Origin of the sequence: Bacillus sp. m3-13 (assembly GCF_000175075.1) — a bacterium.
Taxonomy (GTDB): domain Bacteria; phylum Bacillota; class Bacilli; order Bacillales; family Bacillaceae_I; genus Sutcliffiella_A; species Sutcliffiella_A horikoshii_C.
In genome coordinates this window covers 388,501-410,420 of sequence record NZ_ACPC01000019.1, presented here as the reverse complement: position 1 = coordinate 410,420, position 21,920 = coordinate 388,501, and the positions used below count along the sequence as shown (strand labels likewise).

The window sequence follows — 21,920 nt, the reverse complement described above, 5'->3', positions numbered from 1 at the left end:
AATCTATTCTATTTATTAATTCTTTAATAAAATAAGCATTATTCTTTCTATCACTTCTTCCCCTGTGAGTGTTGTTTCTCCTCCACCTTGGACGAAATTTTCTCTGCCGCCTCCCTTTCCGTTTATGAATGCAAAGACTTCATTGGCAATGAACTTCATATCGAGATCAGACTCGCTTCCCCTGGCCCCAACAAATTGCAGTTTGCCTGTATTTTCCGCTATAAGGAACACGTTGAGGTCCTCTCTAGTAGATACTAATTTTCGTGCCATACTTTGGAGTTCTGCCATTTCCCTATTTTGAAGGACAGATTTTATTATTGACCGACCTGAAACTAATTCGGTTTGAGAAACAAGAGCAGCTGCCTCGTATTCTAGAAGCCTTTCTTTCATGTCTTTTAGCTCTTTTGCCTGTTCTTTACTCTGGCCCAACATTCTTGTGACCGTATCACTCATGCCATTTTGAGGAGCGTTTAATAGGGAGGACAACTCTGATAGTACCTCCTGTTTTTCATGAAGTTGTTTTAACACTCGATTTCCTGCAACAAAGGATACACGGATCATGTTCTTTTGTTTTTCTAAGGATAGAATCTTAAGGGAAGCTACTCCTCCTGTTGAATGAGGGTGTGTTCCTCCACATCCGTTATAGTCAAAATCCGGGATGATGACAAGGCGGATATTTTCCGATACGGACAGCTCATTTCTTAATGGATAGTCTGAGAGTTCTTCCTTTGTGACCCACTTGGCCTCTATCTTGCGGTTTTCAAGAATAATTTTATTTACGAGTGTTTCAGTCTCCAGAATCTCCTGTTCCGTCAACCCTTTGGCATCAAGGTCAATGGTGGATGCTTCTTTCCCCAAGTGAAAACTTTTTGTTTTATAAGAAAATAGCTCTTCAAAAGCTGCTGATAAAAGATGCTGCCCTGCATGTTGCTGCATATGGTCATATCGTCTTTCCCAATTAATGTTGCCTGTGACGTCCTGTGTGGTTTCGGGAAGCGGTTGCTCCAGGTAATGCCTGATTTCACCGTTGATTTCTTGCACCTCGGTGACTTTATGGTCATCCAGTATTCCCGTATCATATGGCTGCCCGCCGCCTTCTGGGTAAAAGGCAGTTTGTTCTAAAACGGCATACCATTTTCCAGATTCGTCTTGTGATTGCTTTGATAATGTGGTGGTGAATGTCTGTATGTAAGGGTCTTGATAAAACAACTTTTCCATCTATATCACTCCTGGTTTTAAACTAAAAAACTGCGTTCAGAGGATTTCTTTCTCTGATTCGCAGTTTAGGTTTTACTTCATTCTTTTTTGCAGCATACCCCAGACTTCATCTTTGCCTTGTCCGGTTTCGGAGGAGAAGAGGATTAATTCGTCTTCTTTATCCATACCGAGGGTTTCTTTAATTACTTTTAAGTGCTTTTGCCATTTCCCTTTAGGGATTTTATCGGCTTTGGTCGCAATGACGACTACTGGAAGCTCATAATGCTTCAGGTACTCATACATCGTGACATCATCTTTGGATGGTGGATGGCGAAGGTCGACTATTTGCAGAACTGCCCGAAGCTGTTCTCTGTTTGTCAAATAGGTTTCCATCATTCTGCCCCATGCATCACGCTCGGATTTCGGGACTTTAGCGAATCCATAACCAGGTACATCGACGAAATGCAACATTTCATTGATTAGATAAAAGTTCAATGTCTGTGTTTTTCCTGGTTTGGAGGAAGTTCTCGCAAGGTTCTTACGGTTGATCATCTTATTGATAAAAGATGACTTTCCTACGTTTGAACGACCCGCCAAGGCGAATTCTGGTAAAAACTCACTAGGATATTGTTCTGGTTTAACGGCACTTATTACTATTTCTGCTTGTGTTACTTTCATTTTTTCTCTCCTGCTAATGCGTGTTCTAACACTTGATCTAAATGTGATACTAAAACAAACGTTAAATCTTTTCGCACACTTTCTGGAATATCATCCAAATCTTTTTCATTCTCTTTAGGTAGTATAACCTTTTTTAAGCCGGCGCGGTGTGCACTCAGTGATTTTTCTTTTAATCCTCCGATAGGAAGCACACGCCCTCTTAACGTTATTTCACCTGTCATTCCAACATCTCTTCTGACCGGTCTGCCTGTTAATGCTGAGATCAGGGCAGTGGCCATCGTAATCCCGGCGGAAGGACCGTCTTTTGGAACTGCACCTTCTGGGACATGTATATGGATATCATTTTTCTCATTGAAATCTGGGTCAATATTCAATTCGTCCGCTCGGGAACGGATAAAACTGAATGCAGCATGAGCAGACTCTTTCATGACATCCCCAAGTTTACCGGTCAACATAAGTTTACCTTTACCTGGTGATAGAGACACTTCAATCGATAACGTATCGCCACCGACGGTTGTATATGCAAGGCCTGTCGCCACACCAACCTGGTCTTCCTCTTCTGCTTGTCCATAACGGAATTTAGGCTTCCCAAGGAAATCAGCAAGGTTTTTATCTGTGATAACGACCCTTTTCTTTTCACCTGAAACGATAAGTTTGGCCGCTTTTCTGCAAATGGAAGCAAGCTGTCTTTCCAAACTACGCACTCCTGCTTCACGGGTATGATGGCGGATGATGGACATTAATGCCTCATCTCTTATTTGAAGCAGGTTCTTCTGTAAACCATGCTCCTTTGCTTGGCGAGGGAGCAGATGATCTTTTCCAATGTTTAACTTTTCTATTTCCGTGTAACCAGCAATTGTGATGATTTCCATTCTGTCTCGTAACGGGCCAGGAATGGTTGCCAGATTGTTTGCAGTTGCAATGAACATGACATTAGAAAGATCATATGGTTCTTCAATATAGTGGTCACTGAAGTTAAAGTTCTGTTCAGGATCTAATACTTCCAATAACGCAGAGGAAGGGTCTCCCCTGAAATCATTGGACATCTTATCGATTTCATCTAAAAGGAAAACCGGGTTAATAGTACCCGCCTTTTTCATCCCTTGGATGATACGCCCAGGCATTGCCCCTACATAAGTTCTTCTATGCCCGCGGATTTCTGATTCGTCGCGAACTCCACCAAGGGAGACGCGGACAAATTTACGATCCAGTGATTTTGCGATCGAACGTGCTAGAGAGGTTTTACCCACACCAGGAGGGCCTGCCAAACAAAGAATTGGGCCTTTTAAGGACTTTGTCAGTTGTTGAACAGCCAGGTATTCCAACACGCGTTCTTTCACTTTTTCCAATCCAAAGTGATCTTCGTTAAGAATTTCTTCCGCTCTGATAATATTCAATTGGTCTTCTGTTGCTTCCGTCCATGGAAGGTTCATTAGCCAGTCAATATAGTTGCGAATAACAGAGCTTTCTGCAGAACTGGATGGAATTTTTTCATAGCGGTCGATTTCCTTTAATGCGGTCTTTTTCACATTTTCCGGCATTCCAATCTTTTCAAGCTTCTCTTTCAGATCCTCAATTTCGCCGCCTTTTCCTTCTTTATCCCCAAGCTCTTTCTGGATTGCTTTCATCTGTTCGCGAAGATAATATTCCTTTTGAGTACGTTCCATGGAACGCTTCACACGCAGACCGATTTTCTTCTCCAGCTGCAGTACTTCTTTTTCATTGTTTACATGCTTGATTACTTTGTTCAAACGCTCTTTCACATCTCGTGTTTCCAGGATATCCTGTTTTTCTTTCATGTTCACAGGCAAGTGAGAAGTAATGATATCAGCCATTCTTCCAGGCTCTGTTATATCTGAAACGGTATGATATGTTTCGATTGTTGTTTTCTTGGAGAGCTTTGTGTATGTATGGAAATAGTCCAGCAAAGTTCTCATCAAGGCTTCATCTTCCGGGTCTTTCTCTTCTGTATCCGGATAGGTCAAAAGTTTGGCTTCCCAGTGTGTATCTTTTTCAATGAACTCTTCTATTTTCGCACGTTCCAGCCCTTCTACCAGGACGCGGACCGTACCATTAGGAAGCTTCAACATTTGTTTTACTTTTGTTAAAGTACCCCAAGTATATAGGTCTTCTTTTGCAGGATTGTCGGTTCCTACTTCTTTCTGTGTAGAAAGAACGACAATATCATCCCCAAGCATTGCTTGTTCTAACGCTTCTATTGACTTTTCCCTTCCGACATCCAAATGTAAAACCATTGTCGGAAAAACCATCAGTCCTCTTAAAGGCAATAATGGAACATGATATTCCTTATTTGTTGCCATGGTAACACCCCCGTACGCTCTTCCTTTATGTATCTTTGTTCAATTCTATCCTAATTAAATTGCCCTGTCTAATTAAAGAGACAGATTAACCTGCAAAAGAAGGGTTGTTCTATTATCTTTTACAAGTTTGCCTTCGTTAATAAAGAAACGGTAGTAAAAATTTTACCTTTTTCAAGACTTGAGTGCAATAAGTAAGCCTTAGTGTATGTAAAACAGGCAGACCGTCACAAGGCCTGCCCACCATTTACATGGATTCTGTTTTGGGAATGCTGATTGGTGCGTTTAAAATGCTTTCTACGTTTGTTTCAGTAATCTTTTCTCTGAGTAAGGTAAGATCGAGAACCTCTTGAAACTCTTTTACCGGAATAACTTCAATGCCGTCAATTTCTTTTATAATCGATTGCATATTATCAGCTGGAATGATGACCCTTTTTGCACCAGCCTGTTTTGCCGCTTTTATTTTCGGAATGACTCCACCAATTGGTTTCACTGTTCCATGGATGCTGATTTCTCCTGTCATGGCGACAAGATTGCTGACTGGAATTTTGAAAATAGCAGAATAGATTCCAGTTGCCATTGCAATCCCTGCAGAAGGTCCGTCAATTGGAATCCCCCCAGGAAAATTGACATGGATATCAAAGTCAGCAGCCGGTACACCAAGCTTTCTCAGTACAGTAATAACGTTCTCAATAGAGCCTTTCGCCATACTCTTTCTGCGAATGGATTTCCCACCTTGGTTGCCCATGCTTTCTTCTTCCACGATACCTGTGATATTGACAGTGCCTTTTTTCTCTTCGGTAGGGATCGCCGTCACTTCTATTTCAAGAAGAGCGCCAGAGTTCGGACCGAATACCGCCAGGCCGTTGACAAGTCCAGGTTGTGCCGCTTCTTTAATTTTGTTTTCGTATTTCGGTGCCAATTGACTAGAGTGTATCACCCACTCAATGTCAGCCACCTTTACAGTATCTCGGTCTTCTGTGATAGCCAGTCCACATGCAATCTGCATCATGTTTACCACTTCTCGTCCGTTTCTTGTATAAGAGGCAAGGAGGGTGATACCTTCTTCTTCGACCAACATATTGATTTTAGAAGCGGCATTTCTAGCCACAGCCTCCAGCTCCTCTTGATCTAATTCACGGAAAAAGACTTCCATACATCTAGATCTTATGGCGGGAGGTATTTCGTTTGGAGTTCTTGTGGTTGCCCCAACAAGACGGAAATCTGCAGGCAGTCCATTTTGGAAAATATCATGAATATGGGTTGGGATCTGGTTATTCTCTTCGCTATAGTATGCGCTGTCTAAGTATACCTTTCTGTCTTCCAACACTTTAAGTAATTTGTTCATTTGAATGGAATGCAACTCACCAATTTCATCAATGAATAGCATTCCACCATGCGCATGGGTTACAGCTCCTTGCTTTGGTTGCGGTATACCAGCTTGCCCCATAGCTCCAGCACCTTGATAAATCGGATCATGCACAGAACCAATTAACGGATCTGCAATTCCTCTTTCATCAAATCTAGCGGTTGTAGCATCTAACTCGATAAAAACGGCAGAACCTCTGAATGGTGACTTTGGGTTCTTTTTTTGCTTCTTCCAGAACAAGTCTTGCTGCAGCAGTTTTCCCTACTCCAGGAGGTCCATAAATGATGACGTGTTGTGGATTCGGCCCACAAATAGCAGCTTTTAAAGCCTTGATTCCATCTTCTTGTCCTACGATTTCTTTAAAGCTTGTTGGTCTAACTTTTTCTGCGAGTGGTTCCGATAAGGAAATACTTCTCATCTTTCTTAGTTGTTCCATTTCCTTTTTTGATTCTTTATCAATGGTTACTTTTTGCGTCCGTTGGTTTTTAAGCAGGTTCCAGAAATAAAGGCCGATGATGACCCCAAAGAAAAGCTGTATAAACAGTGCTATACCCGTGAAAGACATAGAAACCCTCCTGCATTCTTGATGTGATTATATGGTAGTATCTCCGTGGGATTGGGTAATAATCCAACAAAAAATATTTGGATAAAATAGGCTTCACACGAAAAGATTGGAGGGTATAACATAATTTTAGAAAAGGAATATATGAAACCTTTTAAGGGTTTCTTTCGTAAAAAAGGGAAAAGGAGGCAAAAAATATGATAGGACTTACCTTCACACTCCCACTATTTAAACATTCTGCTAAGCCAATACCCATACTTGACTCTCAAGGAAATCAAGTTGCATCTTTCAATCGAACATACAGAAAAAAGTGGGTGGAAGTAGTTTCCAAGCTACCTATCCCTATTCTATCGGAAGGGGTACAAGCGTTCTTTGAAAAAAAAGATTTAATTGGAGTTTCACATAATGGAGAAACGATAAAAGTAGAGGAGCGGCCATTTAAGGAAAACTTGTTTAAACCTAAATGGGATGTTACCCATACTAAAAATTCTGGAGAAGAAGAAACCTACTTTTTTCAAGATATAACTAAAATAAAGACCCATGGCAGGTTTATATACAACAAAAACAATCGTCAATTCACCCTTGAAAAAAATTTAATGGATGGAACCACTTACATAAAAGAAGATGGAGTATTAATAACTGAAATCGCAAGGGTTAGATCCCTCCCAAGTCCAAGCTATATCATAAAATCTAAGGAAATGTGTCAAATCTCTTTATTAGAAATTGCAGTTCTTCATCAAATATGCCATCTTCAATTAAAGGATTAAACAAAAAAGCACTCTCCCTTTAAGGAAAGTGCTTTTTATTTGTAGTTTTTATTTATGCAGAAGTCTTCTCGTCTTGTTTCAACTCAGACCCATCATCTAAAATCAACTTCGGCGCAACATTATCAGCAACCGTTTCAGCTGTAATCACACACTTCTTGATATCCTCACGTGAAGGAAGCTCATACATAACATCAAGCATAATTCCTTCAATGATAGATCTCAATCCACGCGCACCAGTTTTTCTCTCGATTGCTTTCTTCGCAATCTCAGTTAATGCACCTTCTTCAAACTCAAGTTCCACATTATCAAGATCAAGCATCTTTTGATATTGCTTCACAAGTGCATTCTTAGGCTTTGTAAGGATTTCAATTAGCGCATCCTCATCAAGTGGCATTAAGCTTGCTGTTACAGGAAGACGACCAATGAATTCCGGAATTAAACCGAAACGTAGTAGATCTTCCGGCAATACTTTGCCAAGCAATTCTTTTTGCTCTAGATCGTCCGCTTTCGTTTCCGCAGTACCGAAACCGATAACCTTCTTACCTAGACGGCGTTTGATTATTTGCTCGATTCCGTCAAATGCTCCACCGCAAATGAATAGGATGTTCGTTGTATCAATTTGGATGAATTCTTGATGCGGGTGCTTACGTCCACCTTGAGGAGGAACGCTTGCAACAGTACCTTCAAGAATTTTCAATAGCGCTTGCTGTACACCTTCACCAGATACATCACGAGTGATGGACGGATTTTCAGATTTACGCGCTACTTTATCAATTTCATCAATGTAGATGATTCCTTTTTCGGCTTTCTCCACATCATAATCAGCAGCTTGGATCAGCTTTAATAGAATGTTTTCTACATCTTCCCCAACATAACCAGCTTCTGTTAAGGAAGTCGCATCTGCAATCGCAAATGGTACATTCAGAATTCTTGCAAGTGTTTGAGCAAGAAGAGTTTTACCGCTACCAGTTGGTCCGATCATGGCAATATTACTCTTCGCTAGCTCTACATCATCAATCTTACTGTTGGAGTTAATACGCTTATAGTGGTTATAAACCGCTACAGATAAAGATTTCTTCGCAGACTCCTGACCGATAACATATTCGTCTAAAATATCGCGAATTTCTTTTGGTTTTGGAACGTCCTTAAATTCCACTTCTTCCTCTGTACCCAACTCTTCTTCTACGATTTCTGTACAAAGTTCAATACATTCATCACATATGTATACGCCTGGACCTGCTACAAGTTTACGAACTTGATCTTGTGTTTTTCCACAGAAAGAACACTTCAATTGTCCTTTTTCGTCATTAAATTTAAACAAATTGTTTCACCCCTTATCATTTCTCTCTTTTCCCATCCATCGGCTGGTTCCTAAAAAATGAGAAAAACTCATCACTTTTAAAAAATAGTTATGTACTGCATTTTACCACATTTTTGCCTAACATTTCTAATAATAATACTTTGGTTATGTATGGATATTTTAGAAGATGAGTCCGTACTATTGTATCCATGAATTCATTTTACTAACACAGTGATGAATGGAAAAAGCGGAAAACTTTGCTTTTAAAAAGGTCAAAATGGTACAAAACAAGGCACGATCAAGTCGCGCCTTGTCTCTTATACTCTATTATGCAACATCTTTGCTATTTTCTACAAGGAAATCAATTGCTTTTCTGATTTTCAAATCTTCTTTAAGACCTTCAAGGCTTCCTAATGCTTGCTTGATTTGGTCAACAGACATGTTGTACATGCCAGCCATTTTTTCGATTTCTTCGTTTGCTTCTTCATCAGTAACTTCGATGTTTTCAGCTTTAGAGATCGCTTCAAGCGTAAGGTTCATTTTCACACGCTTTTCAGCATCTTCTTTCATTTGAGTACGAAGAGCTTCTTCATCTTGACCGGAGAACTGGAAGTAAAGCTCCATGTTCATACCTTGCATTTGAAGGCGTTGTTCGAATTCACGAACCATGCGGTCTGTTTCAGTTTTCACCATTGCTTCAGGGATTTCCACTTCTGCATTAGCAGCCGCTTTGTCCACTAGCGTGTCGCGTAGGTGGTTGTCAGCTTCAGTTTTCTTCGCTTCTTCTAGGCGAGCTTTTGTTTTTGCTTTAAGCTCTTCAAGCGTTTCAACTTCTTCGTCTACATCTTTCGCGAACTCATCGTCAAGTGCAGGAAGTTCTTTTGTTTTGATTTCGTGTACAGTTACTTTGAAAACTGCAGGCTTACCAGCAAGCTCTTCAGCGTGGTACTCTTCAGGGAAAGAAACTTCTACTTCTTTCTCCGCTCCAGCTGCAAGACCTACTAATTGCTCTTCGAAACCTGGGATGAACGTGTTAGAACCGATTTCTAAAGAATAGTTCTCTGCTTTTCCGCCTTCGAATGCTTCGCCGTTAACGAATCCTTCAAAGTCCATAACAACAGTATCGCCGTTCTCTACAGTTCCTTCTTCTTTCACAGCAAGCTCAGCTTGACGCTCTTGAAGACCTTTCAGATCAGCTTCTACATCTTCGTCCGTAACGTTAGCGTCTAGACGCTCCACTTCTAATCCTTTGTACTCGCCAAGTTTAACTTCAGGCTTCACGATCACTTTAGCAGTGAAAACAAGCTTTTCGTTTTTAGCGATTGTTTCGATGTCGATTTCAGGTTGATCAACAGGCTCGATTCCAGTTTCAACAACTGCGTTAGAGTATGCAGTCGGAAGAATGATATCAAGAGCATCTTGGTATAAAGATTCTACACCAAAACGTTGTTCGAACATTCCACGTGGCATTTTCCCTTTACGGAAACCTGGTACATTTACTTTAGTAACTACTTTTTTGAATGCTGCGTCAAGACCTTTATTAACTGTTTCCGCATCAACTTCAACTGTTAATACGCCTTGATTACCTTCTAACTTTTCCCATTTAGCAGACATAATTTTCCCTCCAACATCTATTTTCAAAAAAGATAATGATTTTCACACTATCTATTCTGATGAACCACACATGGTGGTTGTTGTTTTCTACATTTTTGCTGCAAGTACACAGTCTTAAACACCCCTTGTTACAAGAGGTTAATCTAAGAACCTATATCGTATATACAGTTTACAACCCTTACATTATAACATAATCCCAGATGAGTTCAACACATAGCCTCATAATCGTAAATATGAAAAATCTTCAAGCTTATTGATTTCACGTGTGACTGACTTAACTTCGAGAGTGGAAATGTGGTATTGTGCTGCAAGCTCTTCATCGCTTGCTTCCAAACCAAACAATTCCACCCCGGCATGGTGTAGCCCAGCAGCCCATACTTCCGGTTTATCAGGGGTGAATGGCAAAGGAAACTGAACTGTATGTATTCGGACTAACATCTCTTTTAAGCCTTCAAAAAGAGAGGGATTATCACTTTCCACTGTATCTTCTAGTATAGAAATAATTTTATTTAAGAAAGGATCCTCTTCGCCACTTTTTAAGTTGGATGGAACAATGATGGTTCGTTGACCCATTTTACATACTTCTGTTTCCTTGTCCCAGCCTTGTTCAATCAGAAGGTGAACCAGGAAGGTTTTCAAAACGGGATGCTTGAGTTCATCCTTTAAGTATTTTTCAATTTCAGGAATTAGCGGACGAATGTTGCGGTGCTTCAACGATTGGATAAGTTCATATTGTTTTTGGACATTTCCTTCATGAAGCAAAAATAGTTCATCCTCTTGGTCGTTGTGATCTGGTTCAATTGATTCGTTTTCTTCTGAAGGAAGCATCTTTCTAGCAAACTCTAAAAGCTGATAGAAATTTTGCGCATATTGTGCAGGCAGCTTGTCTTCTTCAAGGATTGCTTCAATGGTCGTTTTGACTTCATCATACTCCTTTAATTGGATAAGAATTGTTATGTATATTTGAAGCACATGAAAATAATCGCCGATATCTTCGCGCAGCATTTTCTTGCAACGATTTCTAGCCTCTGTCAACTGGCCAAGTTCCATGTAGCAAACAACCATGCCAAGCTCCACTTCTGCATAGGCATACTCATTTTCACGGGCTTGCTCAAAAAGCTCCAACGCCTCGGAAAACCTTTTTTCTTTCATGGTCTGCATGGCTTTTTCGAGCAGTCTTTGTTTTAAATTAGGGAACTCTACGATCTTTTTCTCTTTTTTCATATGTAGGTAGCCGTCCTATTTTTATTGTTGTGAAATATTTGAAACAAGTTTATCAATGTTTAGAGGGGAGCACAAGCGAAAGGGTGGAGATTCGGAGCTGAGATAGTTCTATATGACCTTTTGTGTTTTTAGTGAAGAGCTTCGGGTGTATAGACTGCTTCTATTTGACCTTTGGACTTTCTTTCACGGCGCTTCGGGCATATAGACCGCTTCTATTTGACCTTTGGACCTTTTTTCACGGCGCTTCGGGCATATAGACCGCTTCTATTTGACCTTTGGACTTTCTTTCACGGCGCTTCGGGCATATAGACCGCTTCTATTTGACCTTTGGACTTTCTTTCACGGCGCTTCGGGCATATAGACCGCTTCTACTTGACCTTTGGACCTTCTTTCACGACGCTTCGGGCGTATAGACCGCTTCTATTTGACCTTTGGCGCTTCGGGATCATGGACCATTCCTAATCCCTCTATAAAAACTATACAACAAAAAACACCATGCCATCATTTTTATCAACACTCTTTTAGAGGAAGTGTTCATAAAAATGCACATAGTGTTTTTAAATAAGTGGCGTCCCAGGAGGGATTCGAACCCCCGACACACGCCTTAGAAGGGCGTTGCTCTATCCAGCTGAGCTACTGGGACATAATTTAAATTATGTACTCACCGATAAGAAATATTTACTAATTATCATCAGCGACAAGATTTATTATATGAGATATATAAATTAAAGTCAACACTTTTTAAAAAACTTTTCTCAAATAATTTTCACTCACTTATTTCTTTCTATAAAGGGAGGGGAAGTCCCTCCCTTCTGTTACTTTTCAAAAGTATGAGAAGAAAGTTTTTCTCCCTTTTCATTATAGTAATGTACAAAATAACAGGAATCTTTTGCATCCAGTATAGCATATGTTTTATTCCGTGTCATACGGGGAAGTTCAATGCTTCCAGGGTTGATAAAGAGGATCCCATCCAAATATTCCACACCTGCAATATGTGAATGACCGAAACATGCGATATTCGCATTTTCCTCTTCAGCAGCGTATTTTAATGGCAGTAAAGAAGATTTCACTTGATAAAGGTGACCGTGTGTAGCAAAAAGTCGTTGGTTGTCAATTTCCTTGGTTAATTGTTGAGGATAATCATCGTCAAAATCGCAGTTTCCCCTTACTCCATAAAAGCCTTTCATTTCTTCGCTTGTAGAAGGAAGTTCAGAATCACCACAATGGATGAAAAAATCCACTTCCCCTTGATGACGGGCCTTTATTTGCCGTAGCACCTCTGCTTGTCCGTGATTGTCACTAACAATTAAAACTTTCATGCTTCCACTCCTAGTTTTTGCGGGAGAGCATCTCCCACTGATTGGTTAATTGACTGATGGCATTTCCTCTGTGACTGATTTCACTTTTTTCCTCTTTAGATAGTTGGGCCATTGTCCGCTGTTTCTCATTCACATAGAAAATAGGATCATAGCCGAATCCATTCTCCCCTATTGGCTCTTGAGAGATGGTTCCTTCACATGTCCCGCGAACAGTAAACTTTTCTCCTTCAGGATCCACTACCGCAAGGACACATACAAACCGTGCCGTACGCTTTTCATCCGGAACGCCCTTTAATCCATCAAGTACCTTTTGAATATTTTTTCTATCATCCTTTTCCATACCCGCATAACGTGCAGAGTACACACCCGGTTCACCATTTAATGCATCTACCTCCAGGCCAGAATCATCAGCGAGCACAATCTTCCCAAGGTGGGCTGACACTGCCTCTGCCTTCAACAATGCATTTTTTTCAAAAGTTGTACCTGTTTCCTCTACGTCATGTATTTCAGGAAAATCAGCAAGAGATTTCACTTGGAATCCTTTTGGTTCCAAAATCACTTTAAAATCCTTTACCTTTCCAGGGTTATTGGTCGCAATAATTATTTCCTTCATCTTAATTTTCTCCTTTTCCACGAGCATTGATACTTTCTCCCAATGGTCCCAACGCTTTCTTTTGCACTTCTACTAAATGTAAAATACCTTCTTCAGCCATGTCCAACAGTTCATTAAGCTGCTTTCTTGTAAAAGTTGATTCTTCTCCGGTTCCCTGCAGTTCCACGAGATCCAACGAGCCGGTCATGATGACGTTCATATCCACTTGGGCAGTGGAATCTTCTATGTAGTTTAAATCAAGCAAGGCTTGGCCGTCTTTCATCACGCCAACGGATGTCGCTGCTAAAAAATCCGTTACAGGGAGACTTGCTATTCTCTTTGCTTCTACTAGTTTTTGAAAAGCTAGAACCATCGCCACAAAAGCTCCGGTGATAGACGCCGTTCTTGTACCCCCGTCCGCCTGAATGACATCACAGTCGATCCAAATTGTTTTTTCGCCTATTTTATCCAGCTCTACAACCGAACGGAGAGCTCGACCGATTAACCGCTGGATTTCCATTGTTCTGCCGGTGACTTTGCCCTTCGTGGACTCCCGCATGGTTCTTTTTTCGGTTGCCCGTGGAAGCATAGAATACTCTGCAGTGATCCATCCTTTTCCTCCACCGCGCATAAAAGGGGGGACTCTGTCTTCTATCGTGGCAGAACAAATTACTTTCGTGTTGCCAACACTAATTAATACCGATCCTTCAGGATGTGTAATGTAGTCCGTAATGATTTCAATCTCTCTTAATTGATTTTGCTCTCTACCATCTGTTCTTGACATTCTTACTAGCTCCTTTTATCTCCAATAAAAATAAAGAAGAGGCAGCATAGCACCTCTTCTAATCATTCTTCCCTTAGTATAACAAAATTCAGACGTTAAAACCTGCCTGTGTTTACTTTTTCAGGGCGTACGACAGGCTCAGAAATGTTTGTTCCATCCGTTGCCATCAAATCGCCTTCCCCATCAACCGTAATCGCAATGCTTTCAACCCCTGTTTGTTCAGTTAATGTCAAAACCAGTGAATCAACAATGGATTTTGATACAATTCTTCCTTCAAGGCCAAGGATAGCCTCATTGAAGTTCAATACCAGATTTCCATCGGCCAGTACCGGCTCATCCAGAAGGGCCACTTCATTTGACAAATCATTGGTTAAACCGGAAGTATGGGAAGGACCATTGATCAGCGCGTCTACAATTGCGGAAAACTTATCTTTCCCTTCCAAATTTAAACGTGAGGTAACAGGGACATAGTAAGGGTCTCCGTTACTGCTTTCTGCCATAAAGTACAATGTAACAGCACGGGAATTCATTAGATCTACCGCTTCAGCAGTATTAAAATTGATTCCATTTGCTCTGCTCACACCATCGCCAATCGGCGTTTGATTGACTGGCATTACTGTTTGCTCATGCCCGTTGACCATGATTTGCACCTTTTCCACATTTTCAAACTGGGTCAGTGTCCAAGTGATGGCTTGAAGGATTCTTTCTTCATCTGCTTTATCATAATTAGCAAATTCTTTCGAGAAGTCAGCGACAATCGTCCCATCCTCTTTAAGGTTTACGTCCACTTCCGTACCAGCCGGCAGAACGGCTCTAAAACCGTTTGGAAGCAAATCATCCACCGGACCTCCGGCAACTAAGTATTCTAAAGCTTGTTTCGCTACTTCATCTGTTCTTGGAAGTTCTAAGGTTTGCGAAACAACGTATCCATTACTATCAATTAAGTATAATTCTCTTTGTACATTTTCTGTAACTGCTGCTTCTTCCCCATCCGTTTCTTCACCTGTTGTATCCGTTTCTGCACCAGTTTCACTTGCAGCATCATCTACATATGATACATCTTGCGGAATATCCTCTTCTTTGCCCGCTTGCTCGTCACCTCCAAATAATCCGCATCCAGATAACAATACAGAAGAAGCAAGCACGGCAGCAGCAGTCAATTTTACTTTTTTATGAGACATAGGTTTCCCTCCTAAGACGGTTTGTACTACTATGTATACGAGCTATTCCCAAAAATAGACCGAGCTTTGGAAAAAGTTTTGTCCCACAAAATGAACGCAAAAAAACAGGGCGGAAAGCATCCGTCCTGTTTCCTTATTTCTTATATCCCAATCGGATCCAACACAATCGTCTGTACATTTTCAATAGGTTGTTCAAAAAGCTTGCTTGCTATCTTTTCAAAAAGCTCTTTGGAACCTGTTGTGTAAAATTGATGGTTTTCTGTACGCTGTTTTTTATTCAATAGTTTTTTGAAGTTAAGGATAGTACTTACTTCGCGAGCTGTTTCATCACCAGAACTGATCAATTGAATGCCATCCCCCATAACCGCCTGAATCGTAGGGGTTAACAGCGGATAATGCGTGCAGCCAAGAATTAGTGTGTCTATTTTCGACCCTTTAAATAGGTGAAGGGTATCTTCCACTATTTCTTTCGCACGCTCTCCTTCAAATTCGCCACTTTCCACTAATGGAACAAAGTTTGGACACGCCAAGCTTTCTACCTTTACTTCATTGTTAATGGATTTCAATGCATTGGCATATGCACCACTGTTGATGGTCCCTACAGTCCCAATGACACCAACCTGATAATTGGAAGTAACCTTCAAGGCCGTTCTGGCCCCGGGGTCCACTACTCCTATTACAGGGATGTCCAACTGCTCCCGTATCTCATCCAACACGACAGCCGTTGCTGTGTTACAGGCGATAACAAGCATTTTTATATCATGCGTCAATAAATACCTTGTCATCTCCCATGTATAGAGACGAACTTCATCAACAGGCCTAGGTCCATATGGGCAACGCGCTGTATCTCCTAAGTAAATAATGCGCTCTTTTGGCAACTGACGCATAATTTCCTTCGCAACGGTCAACCCGCCAACACCAGAATCAATAACTCCAATTGGTCTTTGCAACTAAATCCCTCATTCTTTCATTTCTAGATGTAATCGTGCTAAACACTTTTCTAACATGAAAATTTCATCTTTGGAATAGTTCTTTAGTATGTTTTGCAAATAGTCCTGACGTTTTTTTACCACTTCTGCAATGATACGCTCTCCTTCTTCTAAAAGGTGAATGCGCACAACACGGCGGTCGTTAGGATCCTTTACACGTTGAACCAATTCATTCTTTTCCATACGGTCCACAAGATCTGTGGTCGTACTGCAAGCTAAATACATTTTTGTGGACAATTCACCGATTGTCATATCTCCACCTTCAAGAAGCCATTGCAGTGCAACAAATTGCGGAGGAGTAATGGTGTAATTGCTTAAAATTTCGCGACCCTTCTTGTTTTACTAAAGTCGCTATGTATCTTAACGATTTCTCAATATCTGCTACCAATTGTGGATCCTGCAATACTGCTTCATTCTGATTCGTCATTCTCGACCCTCTTTCTTCCCTTTTTCTTTTTTATCTGAACATAGATGTCATGTAGTCTGTGTCTAGTATGTTTATTTTCTTATGTTTTCATATAAAAATGCAAGATGTAAAGGCTTATAAACATATTTACCCACATAGAAATACTTGGGTTTATTCAAAGGTAAATAACCGACTACCACTCTTAACTGTTTGGTCAGAAGATAGTCGGCAGTTTAAGTTTAAAGCTCTAATTCTCCCATGCGAAGAAGCTCGACAACTGCTTGGGAACGCCCCTTTACTCCCAGCTTTTGCATAGCATTTGAAATGTGGTTCCGAACTGTCTTTTCACTGATAAACAACTCACCAGCAATCTCTTTGGTTGTCTTATCCTGAACTAACAGCTCAAATACTTCTCTTTCTCTTTTGGTAAGCAATGGCTTTGGTTTGAAACTCTTTCTCCTTCAATAATTGTAACCCTCCTTGCCTTAGCCAGAGCTGAACTAGCGGATGGGTATATATTTAGTCATGGTATAATATGTTAGAAGGAGGGCGGGAGTTACATGTATTTATTCGTATTTTATATTATTTTTTCAATGTTTCTCGGGAAAGAAAGAGATTTCGTTGTTCTTCACTCCATGCTTCCCCTTTTCCAGTGTGCTTATTGAGTTGTACCATACGTCCTCTTCCGACAAAACAAGGCTCTCCATTCCCCTTTCTACCTAAGTAATGCAGATCAACAGAAGATGTTCCTACTTGCTGTGCTTTTACGGATACTTCAAGCTCTTCTCCAAAATAAACCTGCTGCAGGAAATCGCATTGCAGATCGGCTACGACTGGAATGGTATTACTTCCTGCCTGCGTCCAGTCTTGCATAAAGCCGAGACTTTTTAAAAAATTCAATTCTAGCTTCCTCGAAATAGACAAACGGTATGGTGTTGTTAAGGTGACCAAACATATCAGTTTCGGAGAATCTCACTCTCACTCCATGACTGAATGAGAACTCATTCATCCATTGTTGCAAATCTTCTATATAAGCTAGTTTTTTCATAACCTGTTCCTCCTCTAATTAAAAATATTGATGTTCGGTATAACTCCCTGTTTCTTTTCGTTCCAGATGTTCGCTTTCCGCGGGACGATGCTTGAGCCTCCTCACTTCGTTGCGGGGTCTCAACCTACCGTTACTCCCCCGCTGGAGTCTCACACCTTGCACTTCAGTCAAAAGGGGGAACTGCTTTAGTATTATAAAAATTGAAAGAAACAACCTAGTTGATTGTAGTGGAAGGCGCGCAGACTTCCGCGGGAGGAAGGGACAGGGGAGACCCCGCAGGCTTGCCGAGGAGGCTCCCGGACCGCCCGCAGAAAAGCGAAGCGCCTGGAACGGAAATCAACTGTCCTTTAAATCATTCTGAATTTTTAGACATATAGTTTTGTAAAAAAACGCCCCTTTTGCAAAGAGGCGTTCTGTTGGTTGTTTTAAGCTTGGTCGGAACCAAAGAAGTTTCTGAACATTTGAACCGTCGTGTCGCGGTTAAGCGCAGCGATTGAAGTAGTAAGTGGGATACCTTTCGGGCAAGACTGCACACAGTTCTGTGAGTTACCGCAGTTTGCAAGGCCTCCATCTCCCATGATTGCTTCAAGACGCTCAGACTTGTTCATTTCCCCAGTTGGATGCGCGTTGAATAGACGCACTTGGGAAAGTGGTGCAGGACCGATGAACTCGGACTTGCTGTTTACGTTCGGGCAAGCTTCCAAGCAAACCCCACATGTCATACATTTGGAAAGCTCATATGCCCATTGGCGTTTTTTCTCCGGCATACGAGGACCAGGTCCAAGATCGTATGTGCCATCGATTGGAATCCATGCTTTTACCTTTTTCAAGGAATCGAACATGCGGCTTCTATCCACTTGTAGGTCGCGAACAACAGGGAATGTGCTCATCGGCTCAAGTACGATTGGTTGCTCCAATTGGTCCACAAGCGCTGTACAGGATTGACGCGGCTTGCCATTGATGACCATTGAACATGCTCCACATACTTCTTCCAAACAGTTCATATCCCAGTTTACAGGAGTCGTCTCTTTTCCATCTTTATTGACGGGGTTACGACGAACTTCCATAAGCGCAGAGATTACGTTCATGTTCGGGCGGTATGCCAATTCAAAAGTTTCATAGTAAGGGGTTCCCTCGGGACCATCTTGACGCTTCACTTTAAACGTTACAGTTTTAGTTTGTTCAGCCATCATTCTTTACCCCCTTTTTTCTTAGAGTAGTCACGCTTACGCGGTGGAATCAAGCTTACATCTACCTCTTCGTAATGGAACTCAGGTGCAGATTTAGGACCTGTGAATTTCGCCATTGTTGTTTTTAAGAATTCCTCGTCATTACGCTCTGGGAAGTCCGGTTTGTAATGCGCTCCACGACTCTCATTACGGTTGTATGCACCAATTGTGATAACACGAGCCAATTGAAGCATATGTTGCAGCTGACGAGTGAACGCCGCTCCTTGGTTGCTCCATTTTGCCGTATCGTGGATGTTGATATTATCATAACGCTCAAGAAGTTCTTGAATTTTTTCATCCGTTTGCTTCAGCTTGTCGTTGTAACGAACAACTGTTACGTTGTCTGTCATCCACTCTCCAAGCTCTTTATGAAGCACATACGCATTCTCTGTGCCGTTCATTGTCATGATTTTGTTCCACTTTGCTTCTTCTTCTTTTACATAGCGATCGAAAAGAGAAGTGGATAGGGAATCGGTGGATTTTTCTAATCCATTCATGTATTCTACCGCTTTTGGACCAGCTACCATACCACCGTAGATTGCAGATAGTAAGGAGTTCGCTCCAAGACGGTTTGCACCATGCTGAGAATAATCACATTCACCTGCAGCAAATAATCCAGGGATGTTTGTCATTTGGTCATAATCGACCCAGATTCCGCCCATGGAATAGTGAACAGCAGGGAAGATTTTCATTGGTACTTTGCGTGGATCGTCACCCATGAATTTTTCATAGATTTCAATGATACCGCCAAGTTTGACATCCAATTCTTTCGGATCTTTATGAGAAAGATCCAGGTACACCATGTTTTCACCGTTAACACCAAGCTTCTGGTTTACACACACATCGAAGATTTCACGTGTTGCGATGTCACGCGGTACAAGGTTACCGTAAGCTGGGTATTTTTCCTCAAGGAAGTACCAAGGTTTACCGTCTTTATATGTCCAAACACGTCCGCCTTCTCCACGAGCTGACTCACTCATTAGACGAAGCTTGTCATCTCCAGGAATGGCTGTCGGGTGAATCTGAATGAACTCACCGTTTGCATAATAAGCACCTTGCTGATACACAATCGATGCTGCAGAACCTGTGTTGATCACAGAGTTTGTTGATTTACCGAAAATGATACCAGGTCCTCCAGTTGCCATGATTACAGCATCTGCTGGGAATGATACGATCTCCATGCTTGTAAGGTTTTGTGCGACAACTCCGCGGCAAACGCCATCGTCATCGATAACAGAACCCAAGAATTCCCAGCCTTCATATTTTGTAACAAGACCGGATACTTCGTGACGACGAACTTGCTCGTCTAGTGCGTATAGTAACTGCTGACCTGTTGTTGCTCCAGCAAATGCTGTACGGTGATGCTGTGTTCCACCAAAGCGACGGAAGTCTAGTAATCCCTCAGGAGTACGGTTGAACATAACTCCCATACGGTCCAATAGATGGATGATTCCTGGTGCCGCTTCACACATCGCTTTTACAGGAGGTTGATTCGCTAGGAAATCTCCCCCGTATACGGAATCGTCAAAGTGTTCCCATGGAGAATCCCCTTCTCCTTTAGTGTTTACTGCCCCGTTAATTCCACCCTGGGCACAAACTGAGTGAGAACGTTTAACTGGTACTAATGAAAATAGATCAACTGGTACACCGGCTTCAGCGACTTTGATGGTTGCCATCAATCCCGCAAGTCCACCGCCGACCACGATTACTTTTTTACTCATATGTAACTCACTCCTTAATAGTTGCTGTTTAGACGAATGCTAGAATTGCACGTACCCCTACGAAAGATAATGCAAAGAAAATCCCGATTGTTACGTAGGTTGCAATAAGTTGAGAACGAGGAGTTACTGTAATTCCCCAGCTTACACAGAAAGACCAAAGTCCATTTGCAAAGTGGAAGATTGTTGCAATTACCCCAACAATGTAGAACCAGAACATGAACGGACTGGACAGGATGTCTGCCATCATGTTGTAGTTAACTTTCGCACCAAGTGCAGCTGCGATTCTCGTTTCCCATACATGCCATACGATAAAAATTAATGTAACGATTCCTGTAAAGCGCTGAAGCATAAACATCCAGTTACGAACAAATCCATACTTGCTTACATTGTTCTTTGCTGTAAAAGCAATATATAAGCCGTAGATAGCGTGGAATAAGATTGGAAGAAAGATTACAAAAATTTCTAGTGCATAACGGAACGGCAAGCTTTCCATAAAATGTGCCGCTTTGTTGAATGATTCTGGCCCTTTTGTCGCAAAGTGGTTGATCACCAAATGCTGAACCAAGAAAAGACCCACAGGAATGACTCCTAGTAACGAGTGGAGCCTACGAAGTAAAAATTCACGTTCAGTTGCCATCACTTAACCCCCTTTTTCAAGTAAGAAAATAGATTAGATGTTTTGTAAGTTCTGCTTTTCACTATCTATTATAGTAAAAAATCATTGAACTCTCCATCTCGTTTTTTAAACTTTCAATATAATGAAAGCCTTTACAGATATATCGACAAATATGTGACATATTTATTTTACTCCCCTATATGTGTAGCGTCAAGAAAACGCGACCAAAAATTGTACTTTTAAAAATACTTTTACCATTGAATAATTTTCAGAAAAATATAAAAATATATTAATAGAATAAAATACTCCATACGTTTCATTTATTAACCCGATAGGATGGTATATAATGAACAGAGAGAAAGAGGGGAACTAAATGACTGAATCGAACAACCAACAACAAGTGATGGACACACAAATTCAAGTCCCTATCTTCGGGTACGAACTGATTCGCGATATGCTCCTACCTGACCTATTGGGGAAAGATCATACCCAGGTCATCTATTGGGCAGGAAAGCAGCTTGCACGCAAGTTTACCATTGATACTCAAGAGGGAATCGGCCAATTTTTTAAAGAAGCAGGCTGGGGAGAACTTGAGCTATTGGAACAGAACAAGCATGAAGTAAAGTACGTGATCCGCGGGGAAATGGTGACGCGCCGCCTTGACTTGAATAAAGACGCGACTTTCCAGCTTGAAGCAGGATTTCTTGCTGAACAGATCCAACGTCTAAAAGGCAAAACTGCGGAAGCGATTGAAGAACAGAAAAAGAAAAAAGAAATATTGATTACAGTGCAGTGGGATAAGTAATGGTGTTGCTGCCTCCAGGGTGGTTAGCCTGAGCTAGTTTAGTTTAGTTGCTGGGTTTTGGGTTATACTGCCTTACGGGTGGCAATTTAATAGAACATGTCGTTCCTTGTCGAACGGCATGTATTTTTTATTTTTCGGACAGTATTTGGGTGAGTTTGGCTCGTATTTTGCTCCGTTTGGCTCGGATTTCTATTTTACGGA

Annotated in this window: 16 protein-coding genes, 1 tRNA gene and 4 pseudogenes; 2 read left to right on the top strand and 19 right to left on the bottom strand. The window is 41.3% G+C overall.

The features are described 5' to 3' along the window. Positions 1–15 precede the first annotated feature (15 nt). The 4 genes and pseudogenes from M313_RS0112610 to lonB all read right to left on the bottom strand — a co-directional run bounded on the left by M313_RS0112610 (position 16) and on the right by lonB (position 6,127). Complete coding sequence (locus M313_RS0112610; RefSeq protein WP_010195797.1) at positions 16–1,218, bottom strand: alanyl-tRNA editing protein; 1,203 nt, start codon at positions 1,216–1,218, stop codon at positions 16–18. Between the two features lie 72 nt (positions 1,219–1,290). Beyond that, positions 1,291–1,875, bottom strand: coding sequence for a ribosome biogenesis GTP-binding protein YihA/YsxC (gene yihA, locus M313_RS0112605; protein WP_010195796.1), 585 nt, complete (start codon positions 1,873–1,875; stop codon positions 1,291–1,293). Next, a complete protein-coding gene (gene lon / locus M313_RS0112600) occupies positions 1,872–4,196 on the bottom strand; it encodes an endopeptidase La (RefSeq protein WP_010195795.1) in 2,325 nt (774 codons plus the stop codon). The genes yihA and lon overlap by 4 nt, the downstream gene beginning before the upstream one ends. 244 nt (positions 4,197–4,440) lie before the next feature. Next, positions 4,441–6,127: pseudogene (lonB, locus tag M313_RS23505) on the bottom strand (ATP-dependent protease LonB). 194 nt (positions 6,128–6,321) lie between these two features. Between lonB and M313_RS0112590 the strand changes: the two are divergent. Then, entirely contained in the window at positions 6,322–6,891 is a 570-nt protein-coding gene (locus tag M313_RS0112590) for a tubby C-terminal domain-like protein (RefSeq protein WP_010195794.1), read from the top strand. 52 nt (positions 6,892–6,943) lie between these two features. Here M313_RS0112590 and clpX read toward each other — a convergent pair whose 3' ends face one another. The 15 genes and pseudogenes from clpX to M313_RS0112515 form a co-directional block, all read right to left on the bottom strand. Further along, complete coding sequence (gene clpX / locus M313_RS0112585; RefSeq protein WP_010195793.1) at positions 6,944–8,212, bottom strand: ATP-dependent protease ATP-binding subunit ClpX; 1,269 nt, start codon at positions 8,210–8,212, stop codon at positions 6,944–6,946. A 306-nt stretch (positions 8,213–8,518) separates the two neighbouring features. Further along, the gene (tig, locus tag M313_RS0112580; protein ID WP_010195792.1) at positions 8,519–9,805 is read right to left on the bottom strand and encodes a trigger factor; all 1,287 of its coding nucleotides are present in this window, start codon (positions 9,803–9,805) and stop codon (positions 8,519–8,521) included. Between the two features lie 219 nt (positions 9,806–10,024). After that, positions 10,025–11,029, bottom strand: coding sequence for a tetratricopeptide repeat protein (locus M313_RS0112575; protein ID WP_010195791.1), 1,005 nt, complete (start codon positions 11,027–11,029; stop codon positions 10,025–10,027). Positions 11,030–11,595: 566 nt separating this feature from the next. After that, a tRNA-Arg gene (locus M313_RS0112570) sits at positions 11,596–11,672 on the bottom strand. A gap of 172 nt (positions 11,673–11,844) precedes the next feature. Continuing rightward, complete coding sequence (locus M313_RS0112565; protein ID WP_010195786.1) at positions 11,845–12,348, bottom strand: metallophosphoesterase; 504 nt, start codon at positions 12,346–12,348, stop codon at positions 11,845–11,847. A gap of 10 nt (positions 12,349–12,358) precedes the next feature. Then, on the bottom strand, positions 12,359–12,961 hold the full coding sequence (locus M313_RS0112560) for an XTP/dITP diphosphatase (RefSeq protein ID WP_029326487.1): 603 nt from the start codon (positions 12,959–12,961) through the stop codon (positions 12,359–12,361). 1 nt (position 12,962) lies between these two features. After that, positions 12,963–13,724: a ribonuclease PH gene (gene rph / locus M313_RS0112555; protein WP_010195784.1), complete on the bottom strand. Its 762-nt coding sequence runs from the start codon at positions 13,722–13,724 to the stop codon at positions 12,963–12,965. A gap of 95 nt (positions 13,725–13,819) precedes the next feature. Further along, positions 13,820–14,905 (bottom strand): GerMN domain-containing protein, encoded by a 1,086-nt coding sequence (locus tag M313_RS0112550; protein WP_010195783.1) that lies wholly within the window; start codon positions 14,903–14,905, stop codon positions 13,820–13,822. 140 nt (positions 14,906–15,045) lie between these two features. Further along, positions 15,046–15,855 carry a glutamate racemase gene (racE, locus tag M313_RS0112545; RefSeq protein WP_010195782.1) on the bottom strand — a complete coding sequence of 270 codons (810 nt, stop codon included), beginning with the start codon at positions 15,853–15,855 and terminating at the stop codon, positions 15,046–15,048. Between the two features lie 9 nt (positions 15,856–15,864). Continuing rightward, a pseudogene (locus M313_RS23500) lies at positions 15,865–16,321 on the bottom strand (MarR family winged helix-turn-helix transcriptional regulator). A 218-nt stretch (positions 16,322–16,539) separates the two neighbouring features. After that, positions 16,540–16,765: pseudogene (gene gerE, locus M313_RS0112535) on the bottom strand (spore germination transcription factor GerE). A gap of 117 nt (positions 16,766–16,882) precedes the next feature. Continuing rightward, positions 16,883–17,348, bottom strand: a pseudogene (locus tag M313_RS23495) (acyl-CoA thioesterase). Positions 17,349–17,773: 425 nt separating this feature from the next. Next, positions 17,774–18,538 carry a succinate dehydrogenase iron-sulfur subunit gene (sdhB, locus tag M313_RS0112525; RefSeq protein WP_010195759.1) on the bottom strand — a complete coding sequence of 255 codons (765 nt, stop codon included), beginning with the start codon at positions 18,536–18,538 and terminating at the stop codon, positions 17,774–17,776. After that, complete coding sequence (sdhA, locus tag M313_RS0112520) at positions 18,538–20,298, bottom strand: succinate dehydrogenase flavoprotein subunit (protein WP_010195757.1); 1,761 nt, start codon at positions 20,296–20,298, stop codon at positions 18,538–18,540. Before sdhA ends, sdhB begins: the two co-directional genes overlap by 1 nt. A gap of 28 nt (positions 20,299–20,326) precedes the next feature. After that, positions 20,327–20,935: a succinate dehydrogenase cytochrome b558 subunit gene (locus tag M313_RS0112515; RefSeq protein WP_010195756.1), complete on the bottom strand. Its 609-nt coding sequence runs from the start codon at positions 20,933–20,935 to the stop codon at positions 20,327–20,329. A 352-nt stretch (positions 20,936–21,287) separates the two neighbouring features. Here M313_RS0112515 and M313_RS0112510 point away from each other — a divergent pair, with 352 nt between their 5' ends. After that, positions 21,288–21,719 (top strand): YslB family protein, encoded by a 432-nt coding sequence (locus tag M313_RS0112510; RefSeq protein ID WP_010195754.1) that lies wholly within the window; start codon positions 21,288–21,290, stop codon positions 21,717–21,719. Positions 21,720–21,920: the final 201 nt, after the last annotated feature.

Excerpts from the sequence above, each read along its gene's own strand:
- sdhA (WP_010195757.1), bottom strand. The coding sequence starts at position 20,298 with ATGAGTAAAAAAGTAATCGTGGTCGGCGGTGGACTTGCGGGATTGATG.
- sdhB (WP_010195759.1), bottom strand. The coding sequence starts at position 18,538 with ATGGCTGAACAAACTAAAACTGTAACGTTTAAAGTGAAGCGTCAAGAT.
- M313_RS0112610 (WP_010195797.1), bottom strand. The coding sequence starts at position 1,218 with ATGGAAAAGTTGTTTTATCAAGACCCTTACATACAGACATTCACCACC.
- M313_RS0112565 (WP_010195786.1), bottom strand. The coding sequence starts at position 12,348 with ATGAAAGTTTTAATTGTTAGTGACAATCACGGACAAGCAGAGGTGCTA.
- M313_RS0112510 (WP_010195754.1), top strand. The coding sequence starts at position 21,288 with ATGACTGAATCGAACAACCAACAACAAGTGATGGACACACAAATTCAA.
- M313_RS0112575 (WP_010195791.1), bottom strand. The coding sequence starts at position 11,029 with ATGAAAAAAGAGAAAAAGATCGTAGAGTTCCCTAATTTAAAACAAAGA.
- M313_RS0112560 (WP_029326487.1), bottom strand. The coding sequence starts at position 12,961 with ATGAAGGAAATAATTATTGCGACCAATAACCCTGGAAAGGTAAAGGAT.
- yihA (WP_010195796.1), bottom strand. The coding sequence starts at position 1,875 with ATGAAAGTAACACAAGCAGAAATAGTAATAAGTGCCGTTAAACCAGAA.
- M313_RS0112515 (WP_010195756.1), bottom strand. The coding sequence starts at position 20,935 with ATGGCAACTGAACGTGAATTTTTACTTCGTAGGCTCCACTCGTTACTA.
- lon (WP_010195795.1), bottom strand. The coding sequence starts at position 4,196 with ATGGCAACAAATAAGGAATATCATGTTCCATTATTGCCTTTAAGAGGA.
- M313_RS0112590 (WP_010195794.1), top strand. The coding sequence starts at position 6,322 with ATGATAGGACTTACCTTCACACTCCCACTATTTAAACATTCTGCTAAG.
- rph (WP_010195784.1), bottom strand. The coding sequence starts at position 13,724 with ATGTCAAGAACAGATGGTAGAGAGCAAAATCAATTAAGAGAGATTGAA.
- M313_RS0112550 (WP_010195783.1), bottom strand. The coding sequence starts at position 14,905 with ATGTCTCATAAAAAAGTAAAATTGACTGCTGCTGCCGTGCTTGCTTCT.
- tig (WP_010195792.1), bottom strand. The coding sequence starts at position 9,805 with ATGTCTGCTAAATGGGAAAAGTTAGAAGGTAATCAAGGCGTATTAACA.